General features: G+C 61.2%; 16 protein-coding genes. 12 read left to right on the plus strand and 4 right to left on the minus strand.

Annotated features, from left to right (window positions below; translation table 11 throughout):
- Positions 1-82: 82 nt before the first annotated feature.
- Entirely contained in the window at positions 83-733 is a 651-nt protein-coding gene (locus ACMA5I_RS11715) for an alpha/beta hydrolase (RefSeq protein ID WP_525886456.1), read from the minus strand.
- 153 nt (positions 734-886) lie between these two features.
- Between ACMA5I_RS11715 and ACMA5I_RS11720 the strand changes: the two genes are divergently transcribed.
- The 11 genes from ACMA5I_RS11720 (at position 887) to ACMA5I_RS11770 (ending at position 9,614) form a co-directional block, all read left to right on the plus strand.
- Positions 887-1,345, plus strand: a complete 459-nt coding sequence (locus ACMA5I_RS11720) for an Rrf2 family transcriptional regulator (protein ID WP_525886457.1) — start codon at positions 887-889, stop codon at positions 1,343-1,345.
- The gene (locus tag ACMA5I_RS11725) at positions 1,342-2,388 is read left to right on the plus strand and encodes a cysteine desulfurase family protein (RefSeq protein ID WP_525886458.1); all 1,047 of its coding nucleotides are present in this window, start codon (positions 1,342-1,344) and stop codon (positions 2,386-2,388) included. The genes ACMA5I_RS11720 and ACMA5I_RS11725 overlap by 4 nt, the downstream gene beginning before the upstream one ends.
- The gene (gene sufB, locus ACMA5I_RS11730; RefSeq protein ID WP_525886459.1) at positions 2,385-3,902 is read left to right on the plus strand and encodes a Fe-S cluster assembly protein SufB; all 1,518 of its coding nucleotides are present in this window, start codon (positions 2,385-2,387) and stop codon (positions 3,900-3,902) included. The genes ACMA5I_RS11725 and sufB overlap by 4 nt, the downstream gene beginning before the upstream one ends.
- 62 nt (positions 3,903-3,964) lie before the next feature.
- A complete protein-coding gene (locus tag ACMA5I_RS11735; protein ID WP_525886460.1) occupies positions 3,965-4,150 on the plus strand; it encodes a hypothetical protein in 186 nt (61 codons plus the stop codon).
- Positions 4,143-4,412: a hypothetical protein gene (locus ACMA5I_RS11740; protein ID WP_525886461.1), complete on the plus strand. Its 270-nt coding sequence runs from the start codon at positions 4,143-4,145 to the stop codon at positions 4,410-4,412. Before ACMA5I_RS11735 ends, ACMA5I_RS11740 begins: the two co-directional genes overlap by 8 nt.
- Positions 4,413-4,472: 60 nt before the next feature.
- Positions 4,473-5,267, plus strand: a complete 795-nt coding sequence (locus ACMA5I_RS11745) for an FkbM family methyltransferase (RefSeq protein ID WP_525886462.1) — start codon at positions 4,473-4,475, stop codon at positions 5,265-5,267.
- The gene (gene sufC, locus ACMA5I_RS11750; protein ID WP_525886463.1) at positions 5,254-6,009 is read left to right on the plus strand and encodes a Fe-S cluster assembly ATPase SufC; all 756 of its coding nucleotides are present in this window, start codon (positions 5,254-5,256) and stop codon (positions 6,007-6,009) included. Before ACMA5I_RS11745 ends, sufC begins: the two co-directional genes overlap by 14 nt.
- The gene (gene sufD / locus ACMA5I_RS11755; RefSeq protein ID WP_525886464.1) at positions 6,010-7,272 is read left to right on the plus strand and encodes a Fe-S cluster assembly protein SufD; all 1,263 of its coding nucleotides are present in this window, start codon (positions 6,010-6,012) and stop codon (positions 7,270-7,272) included.
- A complete protein-coding gene (locus ACMA5I_RS11760) occupies positions 7,259-7,813 on the plus strand; it encodes a YIP1 family protein (RefSeq protein ID WP_525886465.1) in 555 nt (184 codons plus the stop codon). Before sufD ends, ACMA5I_RS11760 begins: the two co-directional genes overlap by 14 nt.
- On the plus strand, positions 7,810-8,397 hold the full coding sequence (locus ACMA5I_RS11765) for a hypothetical protein (protein WP_525886466.1): 588 nt from the start codon (positions 7,810-7,812) through the stop codon (positions 8,395-8,397). The genes ACMA5I_RS11760 and ACMA5I_RS11765 overlap by 4 nt, the downstream gene beginning before the upstream one ends.
- Positions 8,394-9,614: an aminotransferase class V-fold PLP-dependent enzyme gene (locus ACMA5I_RS11770; RefSeq protein ID WP_525886467.1), complete on the plus strand. Its 1,221-nt coding sequence runs from the start codon at positions 8,394-8,396 to the stop codon at positions 9,612-9,614. The genes ACMA5I_RS11765 and ACMA5I_RS11770 overlap by 4 nt, the downstream gene beginning before the upstream one ends.
- Here the strand turns inward: ACMA5I_RS11770 and ACMA5I_RS11775 are convergent, their stop codons facing one another.
- The gene (locus tag ACMA5I_RS11775; protein ID WP_525886468.1) at positions 9,615-12,071 is read right to left on the minus strand and encodes a penicillin acylase family protein; all 2,457 of its coding nucleotides are present in this window, start codon (positions 12,069-12,071) and stop codon (positions 9,615-9,617) included.
- Positions 12,072-12,144: 73 nt separating this feature from the next.
- Between ACMA5I_RS11775 and ACMA5I_RS11780 the strand changes: the two genes are divergently transcribed.
- The gene (locus ACMA5I_RS11780) at positions 12,145-13,002 is read left to right on the plus strand and encodes an NAD(P)-dependent oxidoreductase (RefSeq protein ID WP_525886469.1); all 858 of its coding nucleotides are present in this window, start codon (positions 12,145-12,147) and stop codon (positions 13,000-13,002) included.
- A gap of 54 nt (positions 13,003-13,056) precedes the next feature.
- Here ACMA5I_RS11780 and ACMA5I_RS11785 read toward each other — a convergent pair whose 3' ends face one another.
- Positions 13,057-13,686: a YSC84-related protein gene (locus ACMA5I_RS11785; protein ID WP_525886470.1), complete on the minus strand. Its 630-nt coding sequence runs from the start codon at positions 13,684-13,686 to the stop codon at positions 13,057-13,059.
- 60 nt (positions 13,687-13,746) lie between these two features.
- Positions 13,747-14,739, minus strand: a complete 993-nt coding sequence (gene hemB, locus ACMA5I_RS11790; RefSeq protein ID WP_525886471.1) for a porphobilinogen synthase — start codon at positions 14,737-14,739, stop codon at positions 13,747-13,749.
- Between the last annotated feature and the right edge of the window lie 92 nt (positions 14,740-14,831).

The raw sequence follows: 14,831 nt of genomic DNA on the forward strand, positions 1-14,831 counted from the left end.
CGAGCAGTTTCGTCAGTCTCCTTGAAGAGAAAAGGCCCGGAATGCGTTATCCGGGCCTTTTCACCTTGAGATCTGAGGGCGCTCAGCGCGTGGTTTCGGTCAAGCGCCGCGAGACATAGCTTTCCACATGATCCGTCAGATCCTCGATATGATCGTCGAAGAAATGGCCCGCGCCGGGAATTTCCTCATGGGAAATCGTGATGCCCTTTTGCTGGCGCAGCTTGTCGACGAGGCCGCGCACATCTTCGGGGGCGGACACTTTGTCCTCCGCGCCATTGATGATCAGACCCGAAGACGGGCAGGGCGCGAGGAAGCTGAAATCATGCGTCTTTGCGGGCGGCGCGACGGAGATGAAGCCGCTGATTTCCGGGCGGCGCATCAGGAGCTGCATCCCGATCCACGCGCCGAAGGAAAATCCCGCCACCCAGCAATGTTTCGCCGCCGGGTTCATGCTTTGCAGATAGTCGAGCGCCGAGGCCGCATCGGAGAGCTCCCCCGTGCCCTGATCATACTCGCCCTGGCTCCGGCCGACGCCGCGGAAATTGAAGCGCAGCACAGAAAAGCCAATGCGGTGAAAGGCATAGTGCAGATTATAGACGACCTTGTTGTTCATCGTGCCGCCAAATTGCGGATGCGGCTGGAGGATCACGGCGATCGGTGCGTCTTTGGCTTTTTGCGGATGATACCGGCCTTCGAGACGGCCCGCCGGGCCGGGGAAAATCACTTCGGGCATTGCGCTCCTGATCCTTACACTTTTAGTCGGGTGCTGTTGACGCCTGTCTCGCAATAATTTAGAACAATTCCAGAAACTGCGAGGTCCCCCGATAATCGTCGCATGAGTTAAACATTCGGGCTCCATTCGTCAATCTGAGCGAGGACGTTAACGATGAAACTGAGCACCAAGGGCCGTTATGCGATGATTGCGCTGACGGATCTCGCGCATCATGGCGGCGAGAATCTCGTCACGCTCTCGCAAATTTCGGAACGTCAGGATATCTCGCTCGCCTATCTCGAACAGCTTTTTGTGCGGCTCCGGCGCGCCGGGATCGTGGAAAGTGTGCGCGGTCCCGGGGGCGGCTACCGCCTGGCGAGGGTGCCCGAGGCGATTCGTGTCTCTGAAATTCTCGAAGCGGTGGATGAAACCATGAGCGCCTTGCAACGCGGCGCGGGCGCGAGCGGTGCGACAGGCGGCACTCTGGAGCAGACCCAGACGGATCGTTTGTGGGAGCAGCTTTCCGCCACGGTCTATGTGTTTTTGCACCAGACGCGTCTGTCGGATGTGGCGAAAGACCAGATGGCGCCTTGCCCCGCCGTGCCGCATTTCGTGGAGATGGTGGACGAATGAGCCGCGCTTATCTTGATTACAATGCGACCACGCCGCTGCGCCCTGAGGCGAAAGCGGCGATGCTCTCGGCGATGGATGTCACGGGCAATCCGTCCTCCGTCCATAGTGAGGGAAGGGCGGTCAAAGGGCTGATGGAAGACGCTCGCCGCCGGATCGCGACCGCGCTTGGCGCGGATGGTGCCGATGTGGTCTTCACCTCCGGCGCGACGGAAGCGGCGGCGTTGGCGCTCAAGGGTAAAGGTTATACCAGCACCAAGGCGGAACATCCTTGCGTCTGGACATGGTGCGAGCATCTCGATGCGGTTGGCCCGGACGGCCAGATCAGCGACGCGGTTCAGGTGCGTCAGGCCGTCAACAGCGAGACCGGGATCGTGCAGACCCCGCGCGAGGGTCTGGTCTTCACCGATATGGTGCAGGCGGCGGGCAAGCTGCCGGTCGCGTTCAACTGGATGGGCACGGAAATGGCCTGCATTTCCGCGCATAAATTCGGCGGGCCGAAAGGGATCGGCGCGCTGATCCTGCGCCAAGGCACGGAAGTGGCGGCGCAGCTTCGTGGCGGCGGGCAGGAAATGGGCCGCCGGGCGGGGACCGAGAATATCCTCGGCGCGGTTGGCATGGCTGCCGCCCTCGATGCGGCGGTGCGTGATCTCGAAACCGGCGAGCCCGCGCGGCTCGAAACCCTGCGTGATCATTTGGAATCGCGGTTGAAAGAGATCGCGCCAGAGATCATCTGTGTGGGCAAGGACCAGAAACGGCTGCCCGGCACCAGCATGATGATCACCCCCGGTTGGGTCGGTGAGACGCAGGTGATGCAGATGGATCTGGCGGGCTACGCGATCAGCGCCGGCACCGCCTGCTCCAGCGGCAAGACGCAAGTCTCCGGCACGCTGAACGCAATGGGATTCGATGAGATGCAGGCGCGCAGCGCCATCCGCGTCTCGATAGGATGGGAAACCACGGAAGATGAAATCGAGGGTTTCATCACCGCGTGGCGACAGGCATATGAGCGGTTCAAGAGCCGCCGAAAGAAGGAGGTCGCATGACCGAGATGGATAAGGTCAAAGAAGGTGTCGATCAGGAAACCGTGGATGCGGTGCGTTCCGTCGGCGACCGGTATAAATATGGCTTCGATACGGATATCGAGACCGAATATGCCCCCAAGGGCCTGAATGAAGATATCGTCCGCCTGATCTCCGAGAAAAAGGGCGAGCCGGAATGGATGCTGAACTGGCGTTTGGAGGCGTTCGAGCGCTGGAAGAAAATGGAAGAGCCGGATTGGGCACTGCTGAACTACCCGACGCCGGATTTTCAGGACCAGTATTATTACGCGCAGCCCAAAAGCATGACCGAGAAGCCGAAAAGCCTCGATGAGGTCGACCCGAAACTTCTGGAGACCTACGCAAAGCTTGGCATCCCGCTGAAAGAACAGGCGATTCTGGCGGGCGTTGAAGGGGCGGGCGAAGCCCCGGCGGAAGGGCGCAAGGTTGCGGTGGATGCGGTGTTCGACTCTGTCTCCGTCGGTACGACTTTTCAGGAAGAGCTGAAGCGCGCGGGCGTGATCTTCTGCTCGATCTCCGAAGCGATCCGCGAATATCCTGAGCTTGTTCAGAAATATCTCGGCTCCGTGGTCCCGCAGGGCGACAATTTCTATGCGGCGCTGAACTCGGCGGTCTTTTCGGACGGCTCCTTCGTCTATGTGCCCGAAGGCACCCGCTGCCCGATGGAGCTCTCGACCTATTTCCGCATCAATGCGGAAAACACCGGCCAGTTTGAGCGTACGCTGATCATCGCCGAGAAGGGCGCTTATGTGTCTTATCTCGAAGGCTGCACCGCGCCGATGCGCGACACCAACCAGCTTCATGCAGCGGTTGTCGAGATCGTGGTGCTGGAAGATGCGGAAGTGAAATATTCCACCGTCCAGAACTGGTATCCGGGCGATGAAAACGGCAAGGGCGGGATCTACAACTTCGTCACCAAACGCGCCGATTGCCGCGAGGACCGCGCCAAGGTGATGTGGACTCAGGTGGAAACCGGCTCGGCCGTGACCTGGAAATATCCGTCCTGCATCCTGCGCGGGAACGAGGCGCAGGGCGAGTTCTACTCCATCGCGATCACCAACAACATGCAGCAGGCGGATACCGGCACCAAGATGATCCATCTGGGCAAGAACACTCGCTCGCGGATCGTGTCGAAAGGGATCTCGGCGGGCAAGGCGCAGAACACCTATCGCGGCCTTGTCTCGATGCACCCGAAAGCGACGAACAGCCGCAACTATACCCAATGCGACAGCTTGTTGATCGGCGATCAGTGCGGTGCGCATACCGTGCCTTATATCGAGGTGAAGAACCATTCGTCGCGCGTCGAGCATGAGGCGACCACCTCCAAGGTCGATGACGACCAGCTCTTCTATTGCCGCCAGCGCGGGATGGATGAGGAAGAGGCCGTCGCGGTCGTGGTCAATGGCTTCGTGAAGGAAGTGCTTCAGGCGCTGCCCATGGAGTTCGCGGTCGAAGCGCAGAAACTCGTGGCCATCAGCCTCGAAGGCAGTGTGGGGTGATCCCAAGGGACGGCAAAGGGATATTTCTTTATGCAACAGTTGGCGCGATCGTCTTCACGCCGATGTTGGGGCTTCTCTTTGCCGCCATTCGGTTCGAATTTCTCAACTGGAAGGAATGGATGCTTGTCTTCGGCGTGACTTGGATTTGCGGGGTGCTGCTGATGATCTCGGCGGTGGTTCATACGATCAACTGGCAATCGCGATCGCGAGACGGCTTCAACAAGGAAAAGAGCGAGAAAAATGGCTGACATTCGCAACAAAAACGCCATCTGGGGCCCGACGATCATCGCGGTAATCGTGTTTTTCATCCTGAATTTCGGCGCCGGGATCGTGCTTGAGGATCAGGTCGTCTGGCGCGCTGGTCTGAGCGCGATCATCAAGACCGCGATTTTCGGCGCGATCTTCCACTGGATCCACAATTTCATCGCCAATCTCTTTGGCTGGTACGAGCCGATCCTGACCGGCCCCTCCGTCGAAGAGATCATGGCCGAGGATCAGAAAAAAGGCTGAGCGGGGGCCCTCTGCGCGGCAAATCCCACCACCGGAACCGATATGAGCCAAGACGTTGATATGAGCACAAAAGAAGTTGACGAGACGCCGATTTTTGACGCGTCCCGTGCCCTTCGCACCTATTTTCACCGCGGCCGGATGAAACTTCTGCCAGGGCAGATCTCGGTGTTCGAGAGCGATGGTGTGGAAGTCATGTTCAACGTCGTGAATGATCGCGACCTGGTTCAGAGACTCCACCTTGGGTCGCATTTCTTCGAGCATAAGGACTTGGCGCTGTTCTCAAAATACTTCCCGAAGGGTGGCGTTTTTGCGGATATCGGCGCGAATGTGGGCAATCACAGTGTCTACGCCGCGAAGATCCTTGGCGCGTCAAAGGTGATCCCGTTTGAGCCAAATCCAATCGCGCAGGAAATCTACATCAACAACGCCATCCTCAACCGGATGATGGAGATCGTGGATTTCAGCTTTCTGACTTACGGCTTGTCGAACACGGTTGATGAGGGGTTGGCCATGCATTGGAACCCCAACAACCTTGGCGGCGGGCGGATCGTGCGCGCAAATGTCGGCGGCGGCGAAGTCTCCGTCATTCGCGGCGATGACGCCCTGAAAGATCGCAATGTCGATTTTCTGAAGATCGACGTCGAAGGCGCGGAAATGGACGTTCTGGAGGGGCTTGAGGCCACCATCAGCGACCGCCGCCCCAACATTTTCATCGAAATCGGAGACCGCAGCTCGGACGCATTCTTTGAATGGGTCGAGGCGAATGACTATGAGATTGCCGAGCGCATCCGTCATTACGCGGTCAACGAAAACTTTATGATCACCCCGAAGGAGGGACGAGATGCTAGAAATTAAAAACCTGCATGTGAAACTTGAGGAAGAGGACAAGCAGATCCTCAAAGGCGTTGACCTGACGGTTGAGGCGGGCAAGGTGCATGCGATCATGGGGCCGAATGGCTCGGGCAAATCGACGCTGTCTTATGTGCTGTCGGGCCGTGACGGGTATGAGGTGACCGACGGGTCGGCCACGCTGCTCGGCGAAGATCTGCTGGAGGCGGAGCCGGAAGAGCGCGCGGCGGCGGGTCTGTTCCTTGCTTTCCAATATCCGGTCGAGATCCCCGGCGTGGGCAACATGACGTTTCTGCGCACGGCGCTTAACGCACAGCGCAAGGCGCGCGGTGAGCCGGAAGTGAGCGCGCCGGATTTCCTCAAGATGATCCGCGAGAAGGCAGCCGAGCTGAATATCGATGCGGATATGCTCAAGCGTCCGGTCAATGTCGGCTTCTCGGGCGGCGAGAAAAAGCGGAACGAGATCCTGCAAATGGCGGTTCTGGAGCCGAAAATGTGCATCCTCGACGAGACCGATTCCGGCCTCGATGTGGACGCGATGCGCCTCGTTTCCGAAGGTGTGAACGCGCTGCGCAGCCCGGATCGCGGGTTCCTCGTGATCACGCACTATCAGCGCCTGCTCGACCACATCACCCCCGACGTCGTGCATATTATGGCGGATGGCCGGATCGTGAAATCGGGTGGGCCGGATCTGGCGCTCGAAGTCGAGAAGAACGGCTATGCGGACATTCTGAAAGAGGCTGTGTAAATGGCTGTTTCTGCACCCAAAAGAGAACTCGCACAGGCGCTTCTGGCCGACCAGATTTCGCCCGCGGACTGGATGGAGGAAGCGGTGGAGGACGCCACGCAGCGCCTTTCCGCCATGGGCGGCCCGGTCGGGCGCGACGAATATTGGCGCTTCACCAATCCCGGCCCGCTCGTCAAACCGGAACTGCCGAAAGGCCGCCAGATCGTCCCTTCGGACCGTCTGGGCACGGTGGACGCACTGACCATCTGTTTCGTTGATGGCCGGTTTTCGGCGGAGAAATCGGATGATCTCTCCGGCACCGGCGTCGAGGTAACCTTGCTGAAAGATGCCGGTCGCTGGGCCAAGGGGCTTTACGGCAAGCTGGAGGCGCGCGGGCAGAACCCGGTGCCGCGTCCGCTCGCTGCGCTCAACACCGCGCGGGCGGTGGAAGGTGTCGCGCTGCGCGTCACCGCAACGCCAGAAAAGCCGATTGCGCTGCGCTATGAGACGAGCGGCGCAGGCAAGGATGTGCGTCTGCATCACCTCGTCGACATCGCCGAGGGCGCCTCGCTGACCCTTTTCGAATACGGTCAGGCGGGCGCGCGCTCCAATGTCGTGATCGAGGCGAATGTCGCGGACCGGGCGGAGCTGCACCATCTGCGCACACAGTCGGGCACCAAGGAACGGCTCGTCTCGACGGCGCTTTTTGCCGAGCTTGGCGAAGAGACCGTGGTGAAAAGCTGCACGCTGGTGCATCGCGGCGCGATGACCCGGAACGAGGCGGTGTTTACCCTCAATGGCGACAATGCCAACGCTCATGTGGCGGGCGCCTCGCTGATTGCGGCGTCGGACAGTCAGGACGACACGATCTTCATCACCCATGACGCGCAGGATTGCGAGAGTCGTCAGGTGTTCAAGAAGGTCCTGCGGGAGACGTCGAAGGGCGTGTTTCAGGGCAAGATCCTCGTCCAGCCCGATGCGCAGAAAACCGATGGGTATCAGATATCGCAGGGTCTTCTTTTGGACGAGCGGGCGCAGTTCCTCGCCAAGCCGGAGCTGGAGATTTACGCCGATGATGTGGCCTGCTCGCATGGCTCGACCTGTGGCGCGGTGGACCCGACGCAGCTTTTCTATCTCACCTCGCGCGGTGTGAGCAAAAAGGATGCGGAGAACATGCTGGTCCGTGCTTTCGTCGATGAGGCGATCACCGAGATTGCCGATGAAGACCTGCAAGAGCTGATGCGCGAGCAGATCGTGGACTGGATGGCGGATGACGCGGTCTGAGAGCTTTCTCGCCGCGATTCCCGGCATTTGGCGGGCCCCGGGTGAAAGCCTGCGGGCCCGTCTGCCCGTTCTCACCGAAGAACGGCTGCTTTTCTTTGTTTACCTCATTTGCCTTTTGCAATTTCTGACGGGGATGCCCGCTGGCATCGCGCTTGCCCGCGAGGGCGGACATGACCTCACGGCCTTCCTCGGCGCGCGTTTCGTGGCGGCGCTCTTCTTCGCGCCGCTCTTTCTCTACGCGCTGGCGGGACTGTCCCATCTCATCGCGCGCCGTTTTGGCGGGCAGGGCAGCTATTTCGAAGCCCGCGCGGCGCTCTTCTGGGCGCTGATCGGCGCGATCCCACTCCTGTTTCTCACCGCGCTGACCCGCCAGACCGCCATCGCAGCCGGGGTCAACCTCTTCGCCGGGCTCGGTTTCGCGTGGCTCTGGAGCGGCACGCTGGCGGAGGTCGAAAATTTCGGCCATAAACGCGTTTTCGGCGTGCTCTTCATCTTCGGCGCGGCTCTGTTAATCCTTGCACAATTGGGAGCAACCCCATGACGCAGATCGGTTTTTGGCAACTTGTGAAACTCACCGCCCGCGATCCGCTGGAGGCGGGCCGGATTGTGCGGCACTGGCCCGCGAGCCGTGAAGCGCTGGTGCTGGCGACGGCGTTGATTGCGGTTGTCATCGCCATGATCCTTGCGGTCGTTCAGATTCCCATCGAGGACGGCTCAGCCATGCAGATGGGACTGCCGATGCTTCTCATCGCCTGCATCGGGATGTTCGTTGGTTTTACCGTCCAATCGTTTTTTGAATATTTTATACCGGCGCGGTTGTTTTCCGGCACAGGCACCTTCGATCAGGCGTGGAAACACCGGATCTGGCTGTTTATCTGGAGCCTCTTGATTGTCATTCCCTTCATCGTTCTCTCAGCGATTCTGGGCGGTTTTGGCGCGACGGGAATGTTTTTCCCCTTCATCATCGCAATGGCTATCTGGATGTTCTGGATACAGGTAAGCTTCCTTGCCGCGCTGCATGATTTCAAAAATCGCTTGCTCGTCTTTTTGGGACTTGTTGGGTTTTCCATTCTTTTCCAACTGCTGGTCGGTATGATCGGCGGCCTGCTCGGAGTCGCCGCATGACCTATGACGTCCAAAACATCCGCAGCGACTTCCCGATCCTTGCGTCGAAAATCAACGGCAAGCCGCTTGTCTATCTCGACAATGGCGCGTCGGCGCAAAAGCCGCAGGCGGTGCTCGATGCGGTGGCCGAGGGCTATGGCGAGACCTATTCCAATGTTCATCGCGGCCTGCATCACCTCTCCAATGTCTCGACGAGCAAATATGAGGCGGTGCGCGGGAAGCTCGCGCGGTTTCTCAATGCGCCCGAAGAGGCGGTGCTGTTCAACACCGGCACGACCTTTGCGATCAACCTGATCGCGCAAAGCTGGGGTGTGGACAATCTTGAGCCCGGCGACGAGATCCTGATTTCGGTGATGGAACATCACGCCAATATCGTGCCGTGGCATTTTCTGCGTGAGCGGCATGGCATCATAATCAACTGGGTCGCGCCGGAGCCGGATGGCTCGCTGCCGGCGGAGAAGGTGATCGACGCGATCACGCCCAATACCAAGCTGATCGCGCTCACCCATATGTCGAACACGCTTGGCACGGTGGTCGATGTCGCCACGATCTGCGCCGAGGCGCGGGCGCGCGGGATCGTCACGGTGATCGATGGCTCGCAAGCGGCGGTGCATATGCCGATCGATATGGCCGCGATCCAGCCGGATTTCTACGCGGTGACGGGCCACAAGCTTTACGGGCCCTCGGCTTCCGGTGCGCTTTACGTGAACCCGGAGCGCTACGGCGAGATGCGGCCCTTCATGGGCGGCGGCGACATGATCAAGGATGTGAGCGAGGACGCGATCACCTATGCGCAGCCGCCCCATAAATTCGAGGCCGGGACGCCGCCGATCGTGCCGATCATCGGGCTTGGCGCGGCCATTGATTACATGAGCGCGGTCGGGATGGAGAACATCGCGGCCCATGAGGCGGGGCTGGCGCAATATGCCTCCGCGCGGCTCAATGATCTCGATTTTCTCGACATTCAGGGGCAAGCGCAGGGCAAGGGCGGGATCTTCTCCTTCACCATGAAGGGCGGCGTGCATCCCCATGATATTTCGACGGTTCTCGACAAGAAGGGCGTTGCCGTCCGGGCCGGGCATCACTGCGCGCAGCCGCTGATGAAGCATCTGGGCGTGAGTGCCACCTGCCGGGCGAGTTTCGGGATGTATAACACCCGCGAAGAGGTGGACGCGCTCGCGGATGCGCTGACCACCTGCTATGACCTCTTCGCCTGATCACTCCGCCGGGGTGAGCCAGCTTGTGCCAATCGCGCCGCCGCGCGCGATGGCCGGATCGAGCGACATTTGCAGATATTCGCCGCGCCGCCAGATCGGGGCGAGATCGTCGTAATGGCGCGACAGGAAATGCCCGCTCTGCCCGGTCGAGATGATGAAGACCGAGGCATCGGGGTCCGAGAAATCATAAACCCCGCGATAGCCCGCCGCATGGACATTATAGTAAGGGTTCGGCCCGTCACCCGCGATCTTGCCGCGCTGGAGCGTGCCGGTGCCGCCGGGCGTGTCCTGCAAGATATTCACCACCCACGAGACGAGCGGCACATCGCCAAGCACCTGATGCTTGTGAAACGCCTGATGCGCGGTGCCCCAATGCCAGCTTTCGAGATCGCCGCCATAGCGCTCGGTGAGTTCCTGAAGCGCGTCGTCCAAGGCAAGGCTCGACATTTCGGCGCAGGTCTCGACGCGGGTGGATTGCTGAATGTCGCACCAGGTTGACGCGCCATCGACATCGCGGAACACCCGCTCCATGAAGAGCGGATCGAGCATGTTGAACTCTTCCCAAAGCGGGCCAAGCTCATCCTCGATCAGCCGTTTTTGCAGCGCGCGGGTCCAGGCGGCATAGATCAGCGGTTCCGGGGCATGGGCATCCATCCCGCCGGTCCAGTCCGCCAAGCGCTCCAGCACATCGCGGCGCAGCGCATCCTCGCTGCCATCCTCGGCCGCCTCGTCCTGATACCAGAGCTCACGGGCGATGAGCGGCAGCAGTGTCCGAGCGGGCTGGCTCACCACATCGGTTTGCGCCTCGATGAAGCTCGCCTGCGAATGGAATTCGCGCTGCTGCATCAGCCGCTCCAAACGCAGGATCCGGTAGGCGTCCCCCCAATCATAGGCGATATGCTCAGGGAAGGGCCGGTCCACGGTTTTGTTGTTGGTGTTGCCAATCGCGCCGCTTTCGGGGTTCAGCGTCGCCGGGTTGAGATCATAGGGCAGCATCCCCTCCCAATCGTTTTCGGGAAGCCAACCGGGTGCCGGAATCCGCCCTTGCGAGCTCATATTGGCGTTGCGCTGCGGCGCGGCCCCCACGGCTTGCAGCGCGATATTGCCATTCGCGTCGGCCATCACGACATTCTGCGCCGGTGCGACCTGAAAGCGCCCGATGCGCCGCGCCTCCGCGACCGATTTGGACCGCATCATCTGCACGGCGGCATCCATGGAGCGGTCGGGCGAGGTCAGCGCCGTCCAGCTCAGCGCCATCACATGGCCCGGCGGGGTCACATCGCCCACATCATACATTTGCGGCTCAAGGATCGGCCCGTGGCGGGTGGAGCGGGTGACATGCTCGATATCCTCGCCATCCTTCACGCGGATGATGGAGAGCCGCTCGCCCACGGGCGCGATCCCGTCCGGCGTGACATAATCGCCGCCATCCTCGGTCAGCCGTTCGAGATAGAGATCCTGATCGTCGAAATAGGCGGTTGTGAGGCCCCAGGAAAAGCTGTTGTTCCGCCCGACCAGCACTACTGGCATCCCTGGAATAGTGCCGCCGATAACGGGCCCGTCGGGAAATTCGAGCCGGGCGAGCATCCAGATCGAGGGCGCGGAGAGGCCGAGATGCGGGTCCGACGCCAGCAGCGCGCCGCCGCCCGCCGTGCGCGCCGGTGCGGCGGCAAAGGCGTTGGAGGCCCCCGCGAAAGTCCGGTCCGGGATTGGGTCGAGCGCAAGGCGGCTCGGCGCCGGACCGACCTCCCAGCCTTCCGGGAAAAGCGCCGCGAAATCAGGCATGTCCATCACACCAGGGCCGGGGCCGTCCGGCATCAGATCCCGCGCCCTCTGCGCATCGACCGAGAGCAGGAGCTTGGCCCGCAGGACCTCGGATTTCGCGCTGTCCGTCATTTGCAGCGCCATCAGTTTGAGGATGGCGAGACTGTCCGTCGGGGTCCAGGGCGCGATGTCGGCATCGAAGAGGAAAAACTCCGGCGCGCCGCGGCCAAGCGCATCGCGCTGCACCGTCGCGATCCACGCATTGACGCCGTCCGCATAAGCCTCCAGCGCCGCGCGGGTTTCCGGGCTTTGGTCGGGCAGCGCATCCTTCGCCGCGCCGTAAATATCGACCGTCCGCAGGAACCGGTCGATCTCCACCGTCTCGCTGCCGAACATCTCCGAGAGCCGACCCTGCGCCGTGCGCCGCAGCATGGTCATCTGCCAGAGCCTGTCCTGCGCATGGACAAGGCCGAGCGAGAAGAAAATATCGTGATCGCTCTCGGCGAAAATATGCGGGACGGCATAGGTGTCGCGGACGATCTCGACAGGCGCGTCCAGCCCCTCAAACATCATGTCGCGCGAGTAATCGGGCAGGCTCTGGCTCGCCAGATAATAGGCGAGGCCAATCGCGGCGGCGATCAGAACCGTCACGAGCAAGAACAGCCGCAACACCCAATTAAACACCGCCCGCATATCGCCTCCGTTTGATTTGTCTCTGTTTTGCGATAGGTGGGGAGAGAGGTAAATGCTTACTTAAGGGAAAGACATGGTGAAGACGGCATTTCTGGGCTTGGGGGTCATGGGCGCGCCCATGGCGGGGCATTTGGCGACGGCGGGCCATGAGGTGACCGTCTATAACCGCACAGGCGCGAAGGCGGAGGCGTGGGTGAAAGAGCATGGCGGCCGCGCTGAAGCCACGCCCGAAGCCGCGGCCAAGGGTCAGGAGATCGTGTTTTGCTGTGTCGGCAATGATGACGATCTGCGCGAGGTGGCCATCCCCGCGATTGAGGCGATGGAGAAGGGCGCGCTCTTTGTCGATCACACCACGGCGTCGGCGGAAGTGGCGCGGGAATTGGGCGAGCTAGCCGCCTCGCGCGGTGTCGGCTTTGTCGACGCGCCGGTCTCCGGCGGGCAGGCCGGTGCGGAAAACGGTGTGCTGACCGTGATGTGTGGCGGCGCGCAAGCGGATTTCGACCGCGCCCAGCCGGTGATTGACGCCTTTGCGCGGTCTTGCGTGTTGATGGGGCCGGTGGCGTCGGGCCAGCTCACGAAGATGGTGAATCAAATCTGCATCGCCGGGCTGTTGCAGGCGCTCTCCGAAGGGATGAATTTCGCCGCCAAGGCCGGGCTCGACGGGGAAAAACTCATCGACGTGATCTCCAAAGGCGCGGCGGGAAGCTGGCAGATGGAGAATCGCGGCAAAACCATGCTCGCCGACGAGTTCGATTTCGGCTTCGCGGTGGACTGGATGCGCAAGGATCTGGCGATTTGCCTTGCCGAAGGTGAGCGCAATGGCGCGGCGCTGCCCGTGACCGCGCTGGTCGATCAGTTTTACAAGGATGTTCAGGGGCTTGGCGGCAATCGTTGGGACACGTCCAGCCTGATGCGCCGGTTAACCAAGTGAAAACACACCGCAATCTGCGTTTGAGATCGGCAGGTTGCGGCGTGCTTTAAAAGTTCAGCCAAAGCGCGTGTATTTTACGCCATCAATGCTCGCGCTGCCCAAAAGCCCGCGCTGGTTGAACACGATCGCATAGACCGGTGCGAAGAGGCTGCTGCTCTCGGCGCCCACGGTCATGCCGTTGTTGAAAAGCGCATATTTGAGGTCCGCGCCCGCCGTCCAGCCAGAGCCCTGACGGAAGCGGTAGAGCCCTTCCGTGGTCATGAAGAGTAGGGCATGGGCGAGTTTCTGCGCCCCGGCCTGAAAGCCGAAACTGCCGCCAACCATTTGATAATAGGCAACATTCGCGCCGCCGATATTCAGCGCGCCATTGCCGTAATAGCCGCCGACCATCATGCTGGCCTCGGTCACATCGGGCATCATCAGAATGCCCTTGGCCTGCGCGATCAGCGGCTCCGCCGCGGGCACGAGGTTGCGCATCTGCTTGATGCCGATATCGACCTTGGCATCGACCAGACGCTTGTCAGGATTGCCAAGCGCCGGAAGCTCTGGCGTTGTCAAAGCCGGTGCGGTTGGCATTGAAAGGGAAGGGAAATTCGGGCCGCCCGTCTGCGTGCAGCCCGCAACCGCGCCCGCTGCCGCCATGCCGCCCGCCGCGAGAAAACCCCGCCGTGTTAAACTGCTCATGTCCTGCTCCGTTATTTTTATGGGCCGGACATTACCACGGCAAAGACCGCGCGGCCAAGTCTAACCGTTCAAAAGCGCGGCCATTCGAGGGGCAAAATAGGTTAAAATCCCGTCGCAACCGGCCCGTTTGAACGCCATCAGGCTCTCGACCATCGCTTTTTCGCCGTCAATCCAGCCATTTTGCGCCGCCGCCTCGATCATCGCATATTCGCCGGAGACCTGATAGGCGAAGGTCGGCACGGCCAGCTCAGATTTCACGCGGCGGCAAATGTCGAGATAGGGCATCCCCGGCTTGACCATCACCATATCCGCACCCTCGGCGATGTCCCGCGCGGTCTCGCGCAGCGCCTCATCGCTATTGGCCGGATCGAGCTGGTAGGTCTTTTTGTCGCCCTTGAGCGCGCCGGACGCACCGACGGCATCACGGAACGGGCCATAGAAAGCAGAGGCAAACTTGGCGCTGTAAGCCATGATCGCGGTGTCTGAAAACTCATTATTCTCAAGCGCGTGGCGGATGACCTTGATGCGGCCATCCATCATGTCCGACGGCCCGAGAATATCCGCGCCCGCTTCGGCATGGGAGAGCGCCTGCTTTTCCAGCGCCATCAGACTGGCATCGTTGACGATCACGCCGTCCTCGACAATCCCGTCATGGCCGAGCGCGTTATAGGGATCGAGCGCCACGTCAAGCATGACCATGAGATCCGGGTGCGCCGCCTTGATCGCCTTGGTCGCGCGGTTCACGAGATTTTCAGGGTTCCACGCCTCGGCGCAATCGGCGGTTTTCAGCGTCTCGGGCGTGTAGGGGAAAAGCGCGATGCAGGGGATACCGAGCGCCACCGCCTCCGCCGCCGCTTTCACCGCACCTTCCACGGTGTAGCGCGTCACGCCGGGCATGGCGGCGACCGCGGCGGGCGCTTCCTGCTCGCGCACGAAAATCGGCCAGATGAGATCGCCGGGGGTCAGCGCCGTCTCACGCACCATGGCGCGCAGCGCGGCATTCCGGCGCAGGCGGCGGCCACGGGCGAGCGGGAAGGGGGCGAAGTGAGCCATGACAATCTCCTTTTCCTCCCCTTTGCCCGCCTCGCGCGGCAATTGCAATCACCCGGCGCGCCGGGTTACATGCCGTCTCGACCCGCAGTCTG

Source organism: Jujubicoccus corallicola (genome assembly GCF_047345645.1).
In the GTDB taxonomy this organism is placed as follows: Bacteria; Pseudomonadota; Alphaproteobacteria; order Rhodobacterales; family Rhodobacteraceae; genus JBLEFH01.